This is a genomic window from Pleomorphomonas sp. NRK KF1 (assembly GCF_023721755.1).
In the GTDB taxonomy this organism is placed as follows: domain Bacteria; phylum Pseudomonadota; class Alphaproteobacteria; order Rhizobiales; family Pleomorphomonadaceae; genus Pleomorphomonas.
Genome location: NZ_JAMDLH010000001.1, coordinates 567,664 through 584,028, shown reverse-complemented (window position 1 = coordinate 584,028; position 16,365 = coordinate 567,664). Strand labels below are relative to the sequence as shown.

The 16,365-nt window shown below is 64.6% G+C and carries 19 protein-coding genes; all 19 read right to left on the bottom strand.

Annotated features, from left to right (window positions below; all coding sequences use genetic code 11):
• Window positions 1-261: 261 nt before the first annotated feature.
• Window positions 262-837 carry a transglycosylase SLT domain-containing protein gene (locus tag M4J39_RS02655; protein ID WP_251726248.1) on the bottom strand — a complete coding sequence of 192 codons (576 nt, stop codon included), beginning with the start codon at window positions 835-837 and terminating at the stop codon, window positions 262-264.
• Window positions 791-2,011, bottom strand: coding sequence for a flagellar hook-length control protein FliK (locus M4J39_RS02650; RefSeq protein ID WP_251726247.1), 1,221 nt, complete (start codon window positions 2,009-2,011; stop codon window positions 791-793). Before M4J39_RS02650 ends, M4J39_RS02655 begins: the two co-directional genes overlap by 47 nt.
• On the bottom strand, window positions 2,008-3,192 hold the full coding sequence (locus M4J39_RS02645) for a chemotaxis protein (protein WP_251726246.1): 1,185 nt from the start codon (window positions 3,190-3,192) through the stop codon (window positions 2,008-2,010). Before M4J39_RS02645 ends, M4J39_RS02650 begins: the two co-directional genes overlap by 4 nt.
• Complete coding sequence (locus M4J39_RS02640; RefSeq protein WP_251726245.1) at window positions 3,189-4,613, bottom strand: MotB family protein; 1,425 nt, start codon at window positions 4,611-4,613, stop codon at window positions 3,189-3,191. Before M4J39_RS02640 ends, M4J39_RS02645 begins: the two co-directional genes overlap by 4 nt.
• 5 nt (window positions 4,614-4,618) lie before the next feature.
• Window positions 4,619-5,242 (bottom strand): hypothetical protein, encoded by a 624-nt coding sequence (locus M4J39_RS02635; protein ID WP_251726244.1) that lies wholly within the window; start codon window positions 5,240-5,242, stop codon window positions 4,619-4,621.
• Window positions 5,242-6,906, bottom strand: a complete 1,665-nt coding sequence (fliF, locus tag M4J39_RS02630; protein WP_251726243.1) for a flagellar basal-body MS-ring/collar protein FliF — start codon at window positions 6,904-6,906, stop codon at window positions 5,242-5,244. The genes M4J39_RS02635 and fliF overlap by 1 nt, the downstream gene beginning before the upstream one ends.
• Before the next feature lie 190 nt (window positions 6,907-7,096).
• Window positions 7,097-8,104: a flagellin gene (locus tag M4J39_RS02625; RefSeq protein WP_251726242.1), complete on the bottom strand. Its 1,008-nt coding sequence runs from the start codon at window positions 8,102-8,104 to the stop codon at window positions 7,097-7,099.
• Between the two features lie 257 nt (window positions 8,105-8,361).
• Window positions 8,362-9,120 (bottom strand): flagellar type III secretion system pore protein FliP, encoded by a 759-nt coding sequence (fliP, locus tag M4J39_RS02620; RefSeq protein WP_371875369.1) that lies wholly within the window; start codon window positions 9,118-9,120, stop codon window positions 8,362-8,364.
• Window positions 9,117-9,641, bottom strand: a complete 525-nt coding sequence (locus tag M4J39_RS02615) for a flagellar basal body-associated FliL family protein (RefSeq protein WP_251726241.1) — start codon at window positions 9,639-9,641, stop codon at window positions 9,117-9,119. The genes fliP and M4J39_RS02615 overlap by 4 nt, the downstream gene beginning before the upstream one ends.
• Window positions 9,642-9,649: 8 nt before the next feature.
• Complete coding sequence (locus M4J39_RS02610) at window positions 9,650-10,333, bottom strand: flagellar basal body L-ring protein FlgH (RefSeq protein ID WP_251726240.1); 684 nt, start codon at window positions 10,331-10,333, stop codon at window positions 9,650-9,652.
• Complete coding sequence (locus M4J39_RS02605) at window positions 10,330-10,896, bottom strand: MotE family protein (protein WP_251726239.1); 567 nt, start codon at window positions 10,894-10,896, stop codon at window positions 10,330-10,332. Before M4J39_RS02605 ends, M4J39_RS02610 begins: the two co-directional genes overlap by 4 nt.
• Window positions 10,897-10,981: 85 nt before the next feature.
• The gene (flgI, locus tag M4J39_RS02600; RefSeq protein WP_251726784.1) at window positions 10,982-12,046 is read right to left on the bottom strand and encodes a flagellar basal body P-ring protein FlgI; all 1,065 of its coding nucleotides are present in this window, start codon (window positions 12,044-12,046) and stop codon (window positions 10,982-10,984) included.
• A 281-nt stretch (window positions 12,047-12,327) separates the two neighbouring features.
• Window positions 12,328-12,798 carry a flagellar basal body P-ring formation chaperone FlgA gene (gene flgA / locus M4J39_RS02595; protein WP_251726238.1) on the bottom strand — a complete coding sequence of 157 codons (471 nt, stop codon included), beginning with the start codon at window positions 12,796-12,798 and terminating at the stop codon, window positions 12,328-12,330.
• Between the two features lie 19 nt (window positions 12,799-12,817).
• Window positions 12,818-13,606, bottom strand: a complete 789-nt coding sequence (flgG, locus tag M4J39_RS02590) for a flagellar basal-body rod protein FlgG (protein WP_251726237.1) — start codon at window positions 13,604-13,606, stop codon at window positions 12,818-12,820.
• Window positions 13,607-13,616: 10 nt separating this feature from the next.
• Window positions 13,617-13,952 (bottom strand): flagellar hook-basal body complex protein FliE, encoded by a 336-nt coding sequence (locus M4J39_RS02585; RefSeq protein ID WP_251726236.1) that lies wholly within the window; start codon window positions 13,950-13,952, stop codon window positions 13,617-13,619.
• A complete protein-coding gene (flgC, locus tag M4J39_RS02580) occupies window positions 13,952-14,368 on the bottom strand; it encodes a flagellar basal body rod protein FlgC (protein WP_251726235.1) in 417 nt (138 codons plus the stop codon). Before flgC ends, M4J39_RS02585 begins: the two co-directional genes overlap by 1 nt.
• Window positions 14,369-14,372: 4 nt before the next feature.
• Window positions 14,373-14,753 carry a flagellar basal body rod protein FlgB gene (gene flgB / locus M4J39_RS02575; protein WP_251726234.1) on the bottom strand — a complete coding sequence of 127 codons (381 nt, stop codon included), beginning with the start codon at window positions 14,751-14,753 and terminating at the stop codon, window positions 14,373-14,375.
• A gap of 82 nt (window positions 14,754-14,835) precedes the next feature.
• On the bottom strand, window positions 14,836-15,267 hold the full coding sequence (locus M4J39_RS02570) for a hypothetical protein (RefSeq protein WP_251726233.1): 432 nt from the start codon (window positions 15,265-15,267) through the stop codon (window positions 14,836-14,838).
• On the bottom strand, window positions 15,264-16,364 hold the full coding sequence (flhB, locus tag M4J39_RS02565; protein WP_251726232.1) for a flagellar biosynthesis protein FlhB: 1,101 nt from the start codon (window positions 16,362-16,364) through the stop codon (window positions 15,264-15,266). Before flhB ends, M4J39_RS02570 begins: the two co-directional genes overlap by 4 nt.
• Window position 16,365: the final 1 nt, after the last annotated feature.

Genomic DNA, 16,365 nt, shown 5'->3' with positions numbered 1-16,365 from the left:
AAGTGGAGATTGGTCAACGATTTGCTATATGTATCCGATGTGCTTCTGGAAATGTGTTTATGTATATGGAAACGCTACCAGTCGAATTTGTCTGACAAAAAGCGTCATTAAATATCGAAAAATTCCATAAAATTATGTACTGTTGCCAATGGAATTCATCTTCTATTCACATTGAGATTCATGTATACGCCGATCATCTGACCGGTCAAGCCCTGCGAAGCTTGCGGTCTGTATATTTGCATATAACGGGTGTGTTCCGGCTCAACTTCCCTTGTGGCCGCAGAAGGCCGCCGAGTTGGGAGTCCATGCCCCAAAGCCGCTTCTCACCATATTGCCGATGACCAGGCAAACGTAGCGTTTCTGCGCCGGGTTGTTGTTCGGACCGGCATGGTAGCGGGCAACGGCCATGGTCCAGGTGTCGTGACGGGCCCGCAGTTCGTTGAGAAAGCGAGCGGCATACTGGACGTTCTTGTGCGGATCGAACATCTCGGCCACCGAGGCAAAGCGCCCGCCGTGATAATGGTGATTGATCTGCATGCAGCCCAGGTCGATGAGCTTGACGCCGCGCGCGCGCTCCTTCTCGAAGCGAGCGAGGCCCTCTGCGAGGCTGGGCGCGACATAGGGCTTGCCGGCAATGTTCATCGCCAGAGGCTGCAAACCTTTCTTGCCGCCGCTCTCGGTCATGCCGACGGCATAGAGCACGCCGAGCGGAATGCCGTACTCGTCGGCCGCCGCCCGCATCTCACGCTCGCAGATGGTCAGTTCTTCGGCCGGCGCGCGATCGATGGAGCTAAAGGTAGAGATCGCCGCCAGAACGGCCAGTACCGCTTTCTTCATGGCCTGTTGCTTCCATCGGTTGCGGACGGGCCGACGGGCGGTCGCCTCCACCTGCGGCATTGTTGGAATCCCGGTTGCCGCCAGCCTGTGAGCCGGCTTGGCCGGATGATGCCTGGCCGCCCGACCGATTGTCACCGGTCATCTGGCCGCTGTCGGGGGATGTGGAGGTGGTTATGGTCACGATATCGGCGGCGTAGCCCGAGCTGCGCAACGCACGCGTCAGCATGTCCCTGTCCTTGGCGAGAAGATCCGCGGTCTCCTGTCGGGAGGCTACCACCTCGAGTTCCAGCGACTTGTCGACGAGCCGCATCTTGAGGACGACGGCGCCAAGGTCTTCCGGCTCGAGCTTGAGGTGTAGCACCTTGAGCGGCCCGGAGGAATGGCGGGCCGGCTCGGCCGGTCGCGTGGCCACTTCTCCTTCAGCGGGGTCGGAGAGGGCAGCAAGGTCGTCGCCAACCGCCGTGGCGATCTGCTGCACCGGAGACAGGCGCGTTACCGGCTCGAAATGCGTTTCGCGGGCGATCACCGACATCTTGAGGGGGGCAATATCCACGCCTTCGGGCTCGGCGGCCGTGTCGATCTCCCCGTCAAGCAGCGAGGACAGGGCGGTAAATGGATCGGCCTGTTCGGTCGCCGCCGAACCGGTCGCGTCGGTACGGGCGAGATCGATATCCGTGTCGGATGGCAGCGTCACGCTTGACAACCGGCTTTGGCGATCGGCCATCGTTGGTGTTTTTTGCTGTGGCTGGGCCGAGTCGTCTGTCAGCGGGCGCGGCGCGACCCATGGAGCCAGATCCAAGGCGAGGGGAGGCTGTCCTTGTTGTTCGCCGCGCCCGAGAATGGCCTGCCAGTCGACCGCTTGGTCACCTGCGGCCATGGGCTCGGCTGGGGTCGCGGTCGAGAGGGCATCCGGCGACGGTTCCGCCACCTTGTCCTCCCTGGACGCCGCCCGATGGCAAGTGGGCGAATGCTTGCGCGTGACTTCGCCGGGAACGTCCTTCGCGTCCTTGCCAGCATCCCCTTTCTTGGTGCTCGAATGACCGCCAAGTTGCCGCAGCAACGACCGGAAAGCAGCCTGCCGGCCATCGTCGTCTTTGGGCGACGTCTTTCCGGTCGTCTTGTCGGCCGACTTCTCCGGGGCGGGTTGGGTGAGCGGCGTATCGATCCTGGTCATGGACTGTTCGCCTTTTCAAGGAGTGTATCGGCGGCGGAAAGGCCGGCTTCGGCGGCGCGCATGGTGCCGGTCACCCATGCATCGCCGCGCTCGGTATCGGCTGCCACCACCGAAACGGTGTCGATCGGCGAGGGCGGCGGCGGCACCTCGCCGACGGCGGCGGCAACCGCGATGGCAGCGTCCAGAAGGTCAGCGTCGCGCCGGCCCAGCTGACGCCGGTTGAGCCCCGCGAGGCGCTTGCTCACCTCGACGATATCCTTGCCGGGGATGATGGAGGCGGCGGCGTCATAGAGGCCGGCGCGCATGGCGTCATGGCCACCGATCGTGGCGAGCGCGGCCGCGTCGGCCGCGGCCGATCGGGCCGTGCCGAGCTTGCCATGCACCACGGCCGCCTGGGCAAGCTGCAGGAAGAGCGCTCGCTGGTTCTCCGGATCTGAGGTCTTCAGGATGGCCTCCAGGCGAGGGAAGCGATCGTCTCCGTCGGCAATTCCGAGCCGGGCGATGGCGGTTGCAAAGCGCTGTCGGAAGTCCTCGGCGTAGACCGAGGTACCGAAGCGACGGAGGTATTGCTGCGAAAGGAACTCGAAGCGATCGAGGTTGCCGGTCTGCGCGATGAGAAACACCTCGCGCCGCAAGGCCGCCTCTTCCACCAGCGTTCCCGGCATCAGCAGGCGGGCATCATCGAGCAGTCCGATCGCCTTGGGGAGGTCTTCCCGGGCGACGAGGCTGCCCTGTACCAGAGCCACCTGACCGCCCAGCGACATTGGCAGAGTGCGAGCGTCGAGTGGCAATAGTCGCTTGCGGGCCTCGTCCTCCCGGTTCTCGATATAGGCAAGCGCCCCGGCGGCCAGATCGGCCTCGATGGCGATCGGTGGGTCGAGTGCGAGGAGGCTCCGCATCAGTCGAGGGCTTCCGCCGGACAGCGTAAAGGTGACGGCGGCGCGTGCGTTGCGCCCGTCTCGCCAGACCGAGGGATCGGCGGCGAGAAACGTCTTCTCCATCACGGAAAGCAGATCGCGCTGTGCGGCGACGGCGGTAGCGTTGCCACCGGCGATCTGCGCCTGCAAGGTTTGCAGCGTGCGCACCATCTCGAAGGGCGGTATGCTATCGGACCTCACTTCGGCAGCAAGAAGCGGACCGGCGGAGAGCAGTGCGACGACGAGGAAAACGCGGCGGATCACGTCGGCATCTCCCGGATCAGGATTTCGATGCGGCGGTTCTCCGGCGCCTCGGGATCGTCGACATTCTTGAGCCAGTGGTCGGCATAGCCTTCGATCTTCTCGAAGCGTGTCTCCGGAACGCCACCACGCACCAGCATGTAATAGGCCATGTGCGCGCGGGCGGTGGACAGGCGCCAGTTGTCATAGTCCTTGCTGCGGAACGGCCGTGCATCGGTGTGGCCGCGCACGACGATCTTGCCGGGGCGCTCGCCGATCAGCTTGCCGATCGCGTCGATGGTGCGGATGAGTTCGGGCTCGGGTTCGGCCGAGCCGACGGCGAACATGCCGAACTTGCGCTCGTCCATCAGCGTCACCAGGAGACCCTCCGGCGCCGCCGTAACCTCGATGCCGGGTGTCGGGCCGATGTTGCCGATGGCGGTGTGAATCTCGCGGTCAAGCGCCTCCGCATCGCCCCCCGTTTTGGTCTGGGCAACCTCGGCCGGCGTGGTGACCACCGGCTTGTCGGGAGCGATGACCGTCGTCTCCTCGGGACTTGCCCCAACGGCTTTCTCGGATTCGGTGACGGGTCTCGGCGCTGGGTCCGGTGTTGTGGACTTGGTGGTCGCCTCAGAATCGCCGGCGGTTTTGACCTCGACCGGTGGAGTTGCGGACAAGACGACAGATGCGGCGGCGACGTCCTGCCTCGATTCCGGAGGGGCGACCGGAGGCTTGGCAAGCGGCAGGGGTGGGACGGCGTTCCTGAGTTCGGCTTCTTCGACGGTGGCGGGATCAGTCATGGCGGATTGGGCCAGGATCGGTTTGCCTTCGGTCTTGTCGCCGACGATATCGGTGCCACCGGTCTCTTCGCCGTCCCCCGGCGCCGGCGTACGCGACATTTTCCAGTAGACCGGATCGAAGGGATCACGTTGGGCGTCGCCACCGTTGAGGCCGGGCTCTCCCGACTGGCCAAGCGTCTCGAAGGCGCCGACGTTGTCGGCCGACTGGTCCGGCTCCGAACCGGCGACCAGCGCGGCGAGGACGGCATAGGGGTCTTCGAACAGCGCCGCTTCCGAGTAGCGCGGTTTGCGCTCGTTGGGCTTGTCGAGCGTCTGGCTATAGCCCTCCAGACTTTCGTCGACGCTCTCGGTAGCCGACCTTTGGTCCTTGCCGTCGGGCACGCCTTCCTTTTCCGTTTCGAGCGGATCGCGCAGGCCTTTCTTGTCGACCGTCGCCTCGGCAAGCTTGATGGGGTTGAAATAGCTGGCAACCGCCTCGCGCGTCTTCTGGTCGGTGGCGTTGATCAGCCACATGACGAGAAAGAAGGCCATCATCGCCGTCATGAAGTCCGCGTAGGCGATCTTCCAGACGCCGTGCTGAGGCGCCTCGGTTCTGCGGTGCAGCGACCGGCGGACGAAGATGATTTCCGTGGGCTCGGCACTCATGGCGCTCACTCTTCACTATGCAGGAGGCGGGCGACCCATTCCTGAAGGCGGGTCTCGATCAGGGTTTCGCCCGCCGTCACGGCGATGTCGGCCTGGTCGCCGGGATGAAAGGATATGGCCGCGGCGTGTCCACCCAGCTTTTCGGCAAGCCGATCAAGCAAATCGGCCGGTCCCGTGATTTCCAGTGGCGGGGAGGTGCCGTCGGTCATGATCCGCTCGATGCAGCTTGCCAGGTCCACGACCGATCGATCGACGAGGCGTTCGACGAGAAACGGCCTGAGCGCGCGGGCGGCGGCGACGCCGAGGCGTTCCCCGAGTTCGGCAAACCGGGCATCGATCATGGTGACAATCCGATCGGACTGCTCCTCCACCCACGCTTTGCGCGCGGCATCGTGTTCGGCACGCAGGGATCTTGCCTGCTCGGCCAAGGCTTCGGTCAGTTGCCACTCGGCATCGGCGCGCTCTTCGGCACGCACAGTCGCGACGGCTTCGGCCACACGGCGCTCGATTTCCTCGGAGATCGAGTATCCGAGCGGCTCGATTGGCGGCTCCGCTTCCAAGGCCACTGGCGGCGGCTCACGGCGGTCGAGATCGAAGACGGCGAGTACATCGATGGCCGAACGAAGCATCAAGCCGCCTCCTCTTCGTCCATCCACTGCCTGAGGATGCTGGCGGCCTGCTCCTCATCCATCTCAACCAGCTGTTCGAGCAGCTTGAGCGGCGAGTTGCGCATGCGGGCGTTCATGTCCTCGATCAGATGCTGCATGGCGCCGACAGCCTCTCCGGCGGGTAGCGCCGTCTGACCGGCGCCGGGCAGGGCGGTCGCCGGCTCAGCGGAGGCATCGGCCAAGGCCACGACCGCATCCTTCTCCTCGGCTTTCGCTTCGAGCCGCGGCAGCAGGGCGTTCATCGCCGGCCGGAGGCCGAACCAGATGAGGAGCAAAGCGACCGCAAGAATGACGACGGCGTTGACGACGGTTCCGGCCTGGCGCAGCAGCACGTCCTTGAAGGTCAGCGGGGGCACGGGCTGCATGTCGGCATAGCTGTCTGAGAAGTCGACGGCCGTCACCTGGATGCGATCGCCACGCCCTTCGTTGAGGCCTGCGGCCGAAGCGGCAAGGTTGCGCATCTCCGTCACCCGCGCCTCGACCGCTTCGTCGGTGGGATTGTCGCCAAGCGATTGGGCGATCCGCGCACGGTTGACGATGAGGGCGACGGACAGCGACTTCACCTGGTATCCGTCGCTGATCACCTCCTTGGTGGTGGTCGATATCTCGTAGTTGGTCAGCTCTTCGCGGCGTTGGTTCTCCTCGCTAGAACGCTCGCCGGCGTCGGCCGACTGAACCGTTTCCTCCGGCAGGTTCTGCTCGACGGTGGTTGGCGCGTCCTGGCTGGAGTTTTGCGAGTTTCCGCTTTCGCGCACGGTGCGGACGGAACGTTCGACGCGCGACTCCGGATCGAAGAGGGTTTGATTGGTGCGGGTACGATCGGTGTTGAGCTCGGCGGCGACGCTGATCTGGAAGTTCTCGGAGCCGAGATAGGGCGTCAGCGCGTGCCGGATGTTCGCCTCGATGCCGGTCGCCACGGTCCGTTCCAGGCGGTTGGTCTTGCTGCCGGGCAGCGTGGTTGCATCTTCGCCCGACGCCAACACGGTCCCTTCCGTGTCGAGAACCGTGATGCGGTCGACGCCGAGTCCCGGCACGCCGCCGGCGACCAACTGGCGGATTGCCTCGGCCATGCGCACGTCCTCGGGAACGTCGGTGCGGATGATCACCGAGGCCGACGGCGGCTGCTGATCGCGCCGGAACGAGCCGCGATCGGGCAATACGATGTGAACCCGCGCCGCCTTGACGCCCTTCATCGTCTGGATGGTGCGGGCCAGTTCGCCCTCCAGCGCGCGCACCCGTGTCACCTCCTGCATGAAGGAGGTGAGGCCGAGCGAGCCAAGCTCGTTGAAGAGCTCGTACCCGGCGGCGGCGCTGCGCGGCAATCCCTTCTCGGCGAGCAGCATGCGGGCCTGCGAGGTCTGGGCCGGCGTGACGTAGACCGTGGCGCCGTCGGCGCTGACGTCGAAGGAGATGCCGGCGTCCGTCAGCGCAGAGCCGATGCGTGACGCATCGCCATTCTCAAGGCCCGTGTAGAGTACGGTGTATTGCGGGCGGCTGAGGTAGTAGGCCGATCCGGCGATCAGGGCCATCATGGTGACGGCGACCGTGGCCAGGGCGGCAAGCCGCCGTGGTCCGAGGTCGAGAAGATTGATCCAGAGGGTTTCGGCGTGTTCGCGAGCGGTCATCTGTCGATCTCGATGCGGTCCGGTGCGTCAGGGTCGGAGCCGGCGGGCGGCCCGGGTGCGTCTTGCCGCCCAGTGTCCGTCGGCAAACTTGCGCGAGCATTGCCGCCAGAGAGGCGAGCGCTTTCGCAAAGGAAAAAGCCACGCCCCGAAGGGCGTGGCTTCCATACGGCTTGAAGCGGGTGGTGGTCGCTTAGCCGCGGAACAGCGACAGAATGTTCTGGCTGTTGGAGTTGGCGATCGACAGCGCCTGAATGCCGAGCTGCTGCTGGGTCTGCAGAGCCTGGAGGCGGGTGGATTCGGCGTTCATGTCGGCGTCGACGAGCTGGCCGATGCCGCGGTCGATCGCATCGGTCAGCGCCTGGACGAAGTCCTTCTGCGTGTCGATGCGGTTCTTGACGGCACCGAGGTTCGAGGCGCCGTCAGTCAGCTTGCTGAGGGCGGCATCGACGATCTCGATGTAGGACGACAGTGTCGCCTGGTCATCGGCGGAGTCCGTGAGGGCCGAAATGTCGAGATCCTTGATCGACAGCGAGACGGCGGCCGGGGTGGCGAGCTTGTCGCTGAAGACCTGCCATTCGGTGTCAAAGAGGCCTCGGCCATTCATCTGGACCACGCCGTCCGCAACGGCGGTGGGAGCCGTCGCAGGCGTCGGAAGGGCAGCTGCCGCGTTGGCGTCATAGAGCTTGATCTCGTTGACGTCGACCTTGATCGTCTCGATGGTGATCGCATTGCCGACGCGCGAGAAGGCCGCGACGACCGACTTGTCCTTGTTGAAGCTGCCGCTCGAGTCGACGGACAGCCAGTTCTCGCTGTTGAACACCGACGACGAGGCGATGGAGTTCATCTGGCCGAGACGAGCCTTGATGTCTTCCTGGATCTGGCCGCGGTTGACGCCCGGGGTCTTGGCGCTGACGAGCAGCTTGCCGATCTCGGTGAGCTCTTTGACGGTGGCTTCGAGGGCGGTGTACTGCACGTCCACCGTGGCGGCGCCGAGGCCAAGGCTGTCCTGCACGGCAGACAGAGACTTGTTGTCGGAGCGCATGGTGGTGGCGATCGACCAGTAAGCGGCACCATCGGAAGCCGTCGAGATGCGCAAGCCCGTGGAAATGCGGTTCTGCGTACCGTCGAGAGCCTTGTTGGTGGACGCGAGGGTCTGGAGGGCGGTCATTGCCGCGGCATTGGTCAGAAGGCTAGCCATTTTCGTATGTCCCTTTGGATGAATGAGATGGGACATTCCGGGTTTTCACCGGTATGGCAGGAGCGGCATCATGCCCTTGGATCCTCCTGGTTGGTTGAGCGATCCAACCTGCCATGGCCTTACCTTGTCCGACGAGGCTTGCGCGAAGCTGACGCGCCGAAATGGCTGTCAAAAGGTCAGGATTCCGGACCAGACCCCACAAACGCAAAGCCCGCTCCGGTGAGGAAGCGGGCTTTTCAGGCAACGGGGGGAGGCCGCTAGAAGAACGAACGCACCAGGCCGCCGACCAGCATGTTCCAACCGTCGATCAGCACGAAGAACAACACCTTGAAGGGCAGCGACAGCACGGTCGGGGGCAGCATCATCATGCCCATGGACATGGTCAGCGTCGCCACGATCATGTCGATGACCAGGAAGGGAAGGGCGATCAGGAAGCCGATCTCGAAGCCGCGCCGCAGTTCCGAAATCATGAAGGCCGGAATGAGGACACGTAGCGGCGTCGCGCCAACCTCGGTCTTGATGCCGAGGTGTTCGGCGGCGAGGTCGTCGAACAGCTTCAGGTCCTTGTCGCGGACGCGCTGGGCCATGAAGTCGCGAAACGGATCGGAGATCTTCTCGAAGGCAACCTCCTCGGAGATCTCGTTGCGGGTCAGCGGCAGCACGCCATCGTTCCAGGCCCGATCGAACGTCGGCGCCATGACGTAGAAGGTCATGAACAGTGCGAGGCTGATCAGGATGAGGTTGGCCGGCGTTGTCTGCAGGCCGATGCCGGACCTCAGAAAGGACAGGGCCACGACGATGCGCGTGAAGCTCGTCACCATGATGAGAAGGCCCGGCGCCACCGACAGAACCGTCAGAAGCGCCACCAGTTGGACGATGCGGCCGGAGGCCGACCCCTCGCCGGCGGGAATCAACGAACCGAGATCCGGCATGCTGCCGCCAAGACCGGAAATTTGCGCAAGGGCCGGCGTGCTCGTGGCAGCCAGCAGAAGGATGGCGAGCAGGATTTTCTTCACTGGACGACCAGGCTTTCGATGATGAGGTCGCGCACGTCGCCACCCGAACGGATAGCCACCCGATCCCGGAGGTCTTCGCGGAGGTGTTGAAGCTGGGTAGCACCTTCGAGCTGCCCGACCTTCAGCGTCTTCAGGAAGGCGAGAAGATCCTCGGATATCTCCGCAGAGATGATGTCCGAGTTGGGCATCTCGTCCTCGAAGACGATGGCGGCGTCGAGGCGGAGCCAGACGTCGGCGGGCTCGGTCAGATTGGTCACGATCGGTTTCAGGCGATAGAGCCGCGACGTCAGGGGATCGCGTTCGCCCCCGGTGGTGGTTTCCCGTTGCTGACCGGCGTCGGCGATCTGCGCGTAGCGAACGAGATGGACGCCCAGGCCGAGGCCGGCGGCGACGGCCAGAACCGTCAGGAAAAACGCCGGCTTCAACACGCCCCCGCGTTCGGGGGGCGGCGGGCGACGAACGTCTGCGTCGGTCTCGGAAGGCGCCGCATCACGGGCGGCGGGAAGCGGAAGCTTGGCCATGCTGCCTCTCAGAACGGAGCCACGCGGTCGTAGAGCTGGTGGAGCACGCCCGGCTGCTGCACTTCGGTCAGCCGGCCGCGGCCGCCATAGGAGATGCGCGCTTCGGCGATCTTCTCATAGGGCACGACGTTGTTGCCCGAGATGTCGCGCTGGCGAACGATGCCCTGGATGTTGACCACCCTCATCTCGTAGTTGACGCGCATTTCCTGCGAGCCGGAGATGATCAGGTTTCCATTGGGCAGGACGCTGGTGACCACCGCCGCCAAGGTGACCTTGATCGCCTCGGAGCGCTCCACGGCGCCTTCGCCCTTCGACCGCGAGGAGGAGTTGACGCTGCCGTCGAGACTGGCGTCGGACCCCTCGCCGGCCACCGAGAAGCCGAATCCGGCGCCGAAGCCCGCGCTTGAAACGCGGGAGCGTTCCGACGAGTTGTCGAGAGCGGCCTTGTCGTTCATCAGGATCAGGACGGTCAGGACGTCGCCGACCTGATGGGCGCGAGAGTCGCGGAACAATCCTTCGCCGCCGTGAACGTAAGTCGAGGTAGGATCCCGGAACATTGCGGGAGACGGTGTCAGCGCGTTGAGAGGAAGCGCCGCACCGACCTGCGACATGGTCGGCTCGGTGTTGAGATCCGCGGTCGTGTTGCAGCCGACGAGCGACAAGCCGGCAATGAGAAGCAGGACACGCTTCAAGGGAGTTCTCCTTTGGCGGACAGTTCGGTCATGCCGGCGAGCGCGCTGGCGAGTTGCGAGGCGCGGGTGGGGTCCATTTCGTTGAGTATGGCGCTGGATGAACGTGCGTTGAGGCGGGCCAACACGGCGGCAGCCATTTCGTCGTCGAGGGCGGTGAGCTGGCTGGCGGCCGCTTCGGGGCGCATCTTGGCGTAGATGGCCACGATGTCGTCACGGGCGGCGGCGAGGAAGTCTTCCCGCTTCTTGAGCCAGCTTTCATACTCGGCGCGCTTCTCCTCAAGCTCGGCGATCCGCTCGGCGACGCGCTTGTCGAGGGCCTCCAGAGTCGATTTCTGCCAAGCGTAGCGGGCATCGGCGGCGACATTGCGGATATTGACGCAGTACTGTCGCGCCTCTTCGGTCAGGGCCCGCATTTCGAGGCCGGAGTGGCTGGTGGCCGCGGTCTCGACAGGCGATACGGTCTTCGCTTCGGTTTCCGCCGCCAAAGTCACGACCGGACAAAGCTGAACCACCATGGCTGCCAGAAGCAGGCGAGACGGAAGGCACCGTCGGATCGACGTCATGCCGAAACCTCTTCAGTCGTTGATTTCATATCCGGCAGGTTCGCACCGCAGACTTGCGCGGGGCTGATCGTCTGACCGGACACCTTCATTGCACCACGAGGTCGGCCTGGAGGGCGCCGGCGGTCTTCATGGCCTGGACGATGGCGATGACGCCGGTCGGCTTGAGGCCGATCTGGTTGAGGCCCCGGACCAAGGTCTGCAGGTCCGTGCCGCCGATGATCGCCAGGTTACCGCCGCTCTCGCTGGCGTCGACCATGGTGCGGGGCAGCACCACCGTTTCGCCGTCCGAGAACGGCGCCGGCTGAGAGGCGACAGGCGCTTCGCTGACGCGGATGCTGAGATTGCCGTGGGTGATGGCAACCGTCGATATGCGGACGTCGGCCCCCATCACCACGGTTCCCGAACGCTCGTCGATGACGACGCGGGCCGGCGTATCGGGACGAACCGGCAACCCTTCTATCTCGGCGATGAAGCGGGCGGCCGACATGCCGCGCGGCTTGATCAGGGCGACGGTGCGATAGTCGCGTTCTTCCGCGACCGGGGCACCGTAGCGATGGCGACTGTATTTGTTGATTGCATCGGTGATGCGGATGGCAGTGCGGAAGTCGGGGTTGCGCAACTTGAAGGTCAGTGCGCCGAGGCCGTCGAGATTGGTCTGAAGTTCGCGTTCGATCAACGCGCCGTTCGGAATGCGCCCGGCCGTCGGTGTTCCCTTCTGCACGCTCTCGGCCATGCCGACGGCGCTGTAGCCGGTCACGGCGATCGGCCCCTGCGCCACGGCATAGACCTCGCCATCGGCGCCGGCGAGCTGGGTTATGATCAGCGTGCCGCCCTGCAGCGAGCTGGCGTCGCCGAGCGAGGCGACGTTGACGTCGATCCGCGAGCCGGCGCCGGCGAAGGCCGGGAGTTCGGCAGTCGCGATGACCGCGGCGATGTTGCGCGTTCGAAGAGCGCTGTCGCGGACGTTGACGCCGAGGCGTTCCAGCATCGACTGAAGCGACTGCTCGGAGAACGCGGCATTGCGCAGGGTATCGCCGGTGCCCTGGAGACCGACGACGAGGCCGTAACCCACTAGCTGGTTCTCGCGAACGCCTTCGATGGATGCGATGTCCTTGATACGCACATCTCCCGGCGACAGGGAATGCACCATGGTGTCCGGCGTGTTCGGCGCCTTCGGTTCCGGCCCTGTTCGAGGGACGACGGGCACGACGGGTGCGACGGCGGGAGGGGGTGGCAGGGACGAGTTGGGTTCTATATCCGCGGCCAGCAGCGTTCGGCCGCCCTGGGAGGCGAAGGTCAGGGGGGCGTCGACGACGCTGACGACCTCGCCAGTCTGCGGATCGAGGGTAATCGGCATCCGCGAGCCGTCCTGAGCGGCGGCCGGCTGGAAAGCAACGAACCCGGCGGCGAGGCCGGCGATAAGGACGCGCATCAGCTCTTTCCTACGACGATACTGCCGTCGGCCTGGACCACGCCGACGATGACGGTGCCGGACTCGGTGTTGCGCACGCGGATCACCTCACCGACGCTGCCCGACTGCATTGGCTCGGCGTAGGTGATGATGGTCAGTCCCCCTTCGACGAACACGAGGCGCACCGGGACGCCTCGGCGCACCAGCTTGGCGTTCTCGACTGCGTTGACGGTGATCGGTTGTCCTGGAAGCAACGTGCGCCGCGCCACCTTGCCGACCAGCATTTCACGACCGGCGACGACCGCTTCTAGAGACGCTCGCGTCAGGCGGAAGCGGCGCTCGGTCAGCATGTCGTCGGTGATAGGATCGCCGGGGTAGATGGTGATGCCGGGCACCGGCAACGTCGACACCATCTGGGCTTCGGCCGGACCAAGGGCGAGGAAGCCGCCAGCCATGAAGACAAAGGCGGCGATGAGCAGCAGGCGTTTCATGGGAACGGCCTTTCTGGCGTCAGCGCAGCCCGTTCGAGACGGTGCCGGCCATGGAATCGGCCGCCTGGATGACCTTGGAGTTCATCTCGTAGGCGCGCTGGGCCGAGATGAGCTCGGTGATCTCCGACACGGGATCGACGTTGGACGCCTCGAGATACTTCTGGCGGATCTTGCCGAAACCGGGGTCGGTCGGAATACCGGCGACCGGCGTGCCGGAGGCGAGCGTCTCGCGATAGAGGTTGCCGCCGATCGGCTCGAGGCCGACATCGTTGGTGAAGTTGGCGAGCGAAAGCTGACCGAGAGACTGGGGCGCCGCCTGTCCGGGAACTGTGGCGAAGATCTCGCCGGACTCGTTGACGGTCAGGTCGGTGGCGTCCGTCGGCACGAGGATCGCCGGCTGCACCGCGTAGCCATCGAGCGTCACAAGCTGGCCGTCGGCGTTCTTGTTGAAGGCGCCGGCCCGCGTGTAGAGCGTCTCGCCATTCGGTCCGTCGACCTGGAACCAGCCGCGCCCGTCGATCGCCATGTCATAGGTGTTGCCGGTGAGGGTCATGCCACCCTGCAGATGCAGGTTGCGGATGGCGGCGGCACGAACGCCGAGCCCCTGCCGCACGCCTTCGGGAATGACAGACTGGCCGCCCTGGTTGGGTACGCCCTGCATGCGCTGGGTCTGGTAGAGCAGGTCGGTGAACTCGGCGCGCGAGCGCTTGAAGGCGGTCGTGTTGATGTTGGCGATGTTGTGGGCGATGACCTCGACGTTGAGCTGCTGGGCGGTCATTCCGGTGGCGGCGATGGCGAGCGCTTTCATCTCTGGCTCCTCAAATGGCCATGCGGCCGATTTCCTGATAGGCGGATACGACCTTGTCGCGGACGGCGAGCGCGGTTTGCAGCGACTTCTCGGCGGACATCACGGCCTCGACGACCTGCTGCACGCTCATCTTGCCTTCCATGCCGGCGATCGAGGCGGCTTCTCCTACCCTGAGGTCGGAAATGGCCGAGCCCGAGACTTCGGCAAGCACGTCCATGAAATCGACCGGTTTGGCGACCGCCGAGGCGGCGGCTTCGGTCGGTGCGGGAGCACGGACGGCGGGTGCGGCGGTCGGCGGCGACAATCGGTCGATGTTGAAATCGAGCGAGGAGATGGGGTTCAGCATCACGAGTTCCTCAGGAGATCGATGTTCATCGTCAGCATCGAGCGGGCCTGGGTGATCGCCTCGACGTTGGCCGAGTAGGATCGGTTGGCCTGGCGCAGGTCGCTGAGCTCGATGAGCACGTTGACATTGGGCATCTTGACGTTGCCATCGGCATCGGCGGCGGGGTTGCCGGGATCGTGGCGCACCTCGAAGGGGCTGCGGTCGGCGCCGATGTCCTTGATCATGACCATCGGCGTTCCCATGGCCCGGTCCATCTCCTCGGCGAACGTCACCGTCTTGCGGCGATAGGGATCGGAGCCGGGCGTCCTGCCCGTCGACTGGGCATTGGCAAGGTTTTCCGAGACGATACGCATGCGCGTCGACTGGGCCTGCATGCCCGATCCGGAGATCCTGAGGGCGGCTGCGAGCTGGTCCATCGGGTCACCCCTTCACGGCGGAGGTCAGCATGCGGCCGAAGGCGGCGACGATGCTGCGGTTGAGGGAGAAGCTGGTGTGGATGTCACCGGCCTTGATCATCTCCTGTTCGAGACTGACCGAGTTGCCGGAATGGGTTATCTCCCAGGCGTCCTCGCGACGGACGTCCGCGGTGGCCGCATCGAGGCCGCTCGGCGCCATGTGCGCGGGGTTGGTCGCGGCAAGCTGGAGACGGGTCTGCGAAAGGACGTCGCCGAAGGGTTCGACGTCGACCGCGCGATACTTCGGCGTGTCGGCGTTGGCGACGTTCTGCGCGATCGTCGCCTGACGGACGGACAGCCAGTCGGCTTGCCGGGAGGCGATGGAAAAGAGATGGATGGGCTGCAAGACGATCCCTCCGAAGGTTCGAGAGGGATCATGGCGGTGAAATCTTGCCCGAGGCTGGTCTCGCCGACCGGGCCTGACCTAATCAGCCGATTGGAACGAGGCGCGCGTCGGCGATCGCTTCGATGAGGCGGAGCGTGTTTTCTTCCGGATCACCGGACGAGCCGGAGACGGCGAAATAATGGATCTCTACGCCGGCGTTCAGCGGGCCAAGGATCAGACTGAAGAACACGGTCACGCCCTGGTTCTGGAACTCCATGTCGAGCGTCACGGTGGTCGGGCCGGACCAGTCGGTGTCGATGGCGGCGCGCCAGCCGTAGCGAAGCGTATCGGGCTTGAAATAGAGCTCGACCGAGGAGGCAACGAGATCGTCGAGGTTGCCGTGCTTCTCGAGCTGGATGTAGACGACCAGGTTGACGATATCGATCAGGCGCAACTCGGCCGCGACGTCCTTGACGCCTTCGGCGATCGCCTTCTCGCGGGCGATGGAGCGGTGGTCGTGTCGCGTATCCGTCATGAGTGGCCGTTGACGATGGCTGGCAGGTTACTGTCGGTCGACCGAGCCTGAAGCAGATAGATGATTTCCGCCACCGCCCGGTAGAACTCGACGGGGATCATCTGATCGAGTTCGACCTTACCGTACATGGCTCTGGTTAGCAATTTATCCTCGACCACCGGGATTCCGTTCTCTTCGGCGATCTCACGGATCTTGAGGGCGACGAGGTCCTGGCCTTTGGCGAGCACCACCGGCGCACCGCCTTCTTCGTAGACGTAGCGGAGCGCGATGGCATAGTGAGTCGGGTTGGCGAGAACCAAGGTTGCCCGGGGGACGTTCGCCATCATGCGGTGACGGATGCGATCACGCGCCAACGAACGCATGCGCGCCTTGACCAGCGGATCACCCTCGGTGTTCTTGAACTCGTCCTTCACCTCCTGCTTGGTCATGCGCAGGTTGCGCCGCCACTGGATCCGAGCCCAGATGAGGTCGGCCGCCACCAGAAGCACCGTGGCGATGCAGACGGCGGAGAGCAGGTGGATGGCGATGCCGACCGTGGAGTCGACCAGGGAGCCGGGGTCGGAGAACATGGCGTTCACCATCCGATGCTGTTCGGTTTTGAGGATGATCGACACCACGAGAGCCGTGGCGCCGAACTTGAAGAGCGCCTTGCCGAACTCGACGAGACTCTGTACGCCGAAAAGGCGCTTCCATCCCTTGGCGATCGACAGACGGCTGAGCTCGGGTTTGATGCGGTCGAACACGACCTGCGGCACATTCTGCACGAACGATCCGGCAAGGCCGGCGACCGCGAAGATGATGATGGTCGGCACCAGAAAGCGGCCCATTTCGAGACCGACGGCATCGAGCAGCAGAACGGCATCCTGTCCCTGTTCAAGGCGGACGTCTCCGGGGTTGTCCAGGAAGCCGCGAAGGGTTGCCGCCAGCCGGCCGGCACCCGTGCCGATCACCCAGACCATAACGATCAGCATGGCACCGAGCGAGAACAGCATGGGCAGTTCGCGCGACTGGGCTATGTTGCCCTTCTCGATGGCGTCCTGGGTTTTCTTGGGAGTTGCTTCTTCGGTTTTGCTGTCTTGATCGGGCTCGTCGCTCATG

Excerpts from the sequence above, each read along its gene's own strand:
- M4J39_RS02640 (WP_251726245.1), bottom strand. The coding sequence starts at position 4,613 with ATGAGTGCCGAGCCCACGGAAATCATCTTCGTCCGCCGGTCGCTGCAC.
- flgI (WP_251726784.1), bottom strand. The coding sequence starts at position 12,046 with ATGGTGCATTCCCTGTCGCCGGGAGATGTGCGTATCAAGGACATCGCA.
- M4J39_RS02655 (WP_251726248.1), bottom strand. The coding sequence starts at position 837 with ATGAAGAAAGCGGTACTGGCCGTTCTGGCGGCGATCTCTACCTTTAGC.
- flgG (WP_251726237.1), bottom strand. The coding sequence starts at position 13,606 with ATGAAAGCGCTCGCCATCGCCGCCACCGGAATGACCGCCCAGCAGCTC.
- M4J39_RS02615 (WP_251726241.1), bottom strand. The coding sequence starts at position 9,641 with ATGGCCAAGCTTCCGCTTCCCGCCGCCCGTGATGCGGCGCCTTCCGAG.
- flgC (WP_251726235.1), bottom strand. The coding sequence starts at position 14,368 with ATGGACCAGCTCGCAGCCGCCCTCAGGATCTCCGGATCGGGCATGCAG.
- M4J39_RS02605 (WP_251726239.1), bottom strand. The coding sequence starts at position 10,896 with ATGACGTCGATCCGACGGTGCCTTCCGTCTCGCCTGCTTCTGGCAGCC.
- flgA (WP_251726238.1), bottom strand. The coding sequence starts at position 12,798 with ATGAAACGCCTGCTGCTCATCGCCGCCTTTGTCTTCATGGCTGGCGGC.
- M4J39_RS02570 (WP_251726233.1), bottom strand. The coding sequence starts at position 15,267 with ATGACGGATACGCGACACGACCACCGCTCCATCGCCCGCGAGAAGGCG.
- M4J39_RS02625 (WP_251726242.1), bottom strand. The coding sequence starts at position 8,104 with ATGGCTAGCCTTCTGACCAATGCCGCGGCAATGACCGCCCTCCAGACC.
- M4J39_RS02635 (WP_251726244.1), bottom strand. The coding sequence starts at position 5,242 with ATGCTTCGTTCGGCCATCGATGTACTCGCCGTCTTCGATCTCGACCGC.
- M4J39_RS02650 (WP_251726247.1), bottom strand. The coding sequence starts at position 2,011 with ATGACCAGGATCGATACGCCGCTCACCCAACCCGCCCCGGAGAAGTCG.
- flhB (WP_251726232.1), bottom strand. The coding sequence starts at position 16,364 with ATGAGCGACGAGCCCGATCAAGACAGCAAAACCGAAGAAGCAACTCCC.
- M4J39_RS02585 (WP_251726236.1), bottom strand. The coding sequence starts at position 13,952 with ATGCTGAACCCCATCTCCTCGCTCGATTTCAACATCGACCGATTGTCG.
- fliF (WP_251726243.1), bottom strand. The coding sequence starts at position 6,906 with ATGACCGCTCGCGAACACGCCGAAACCCTCTGGATCAATCTTCTCGAC.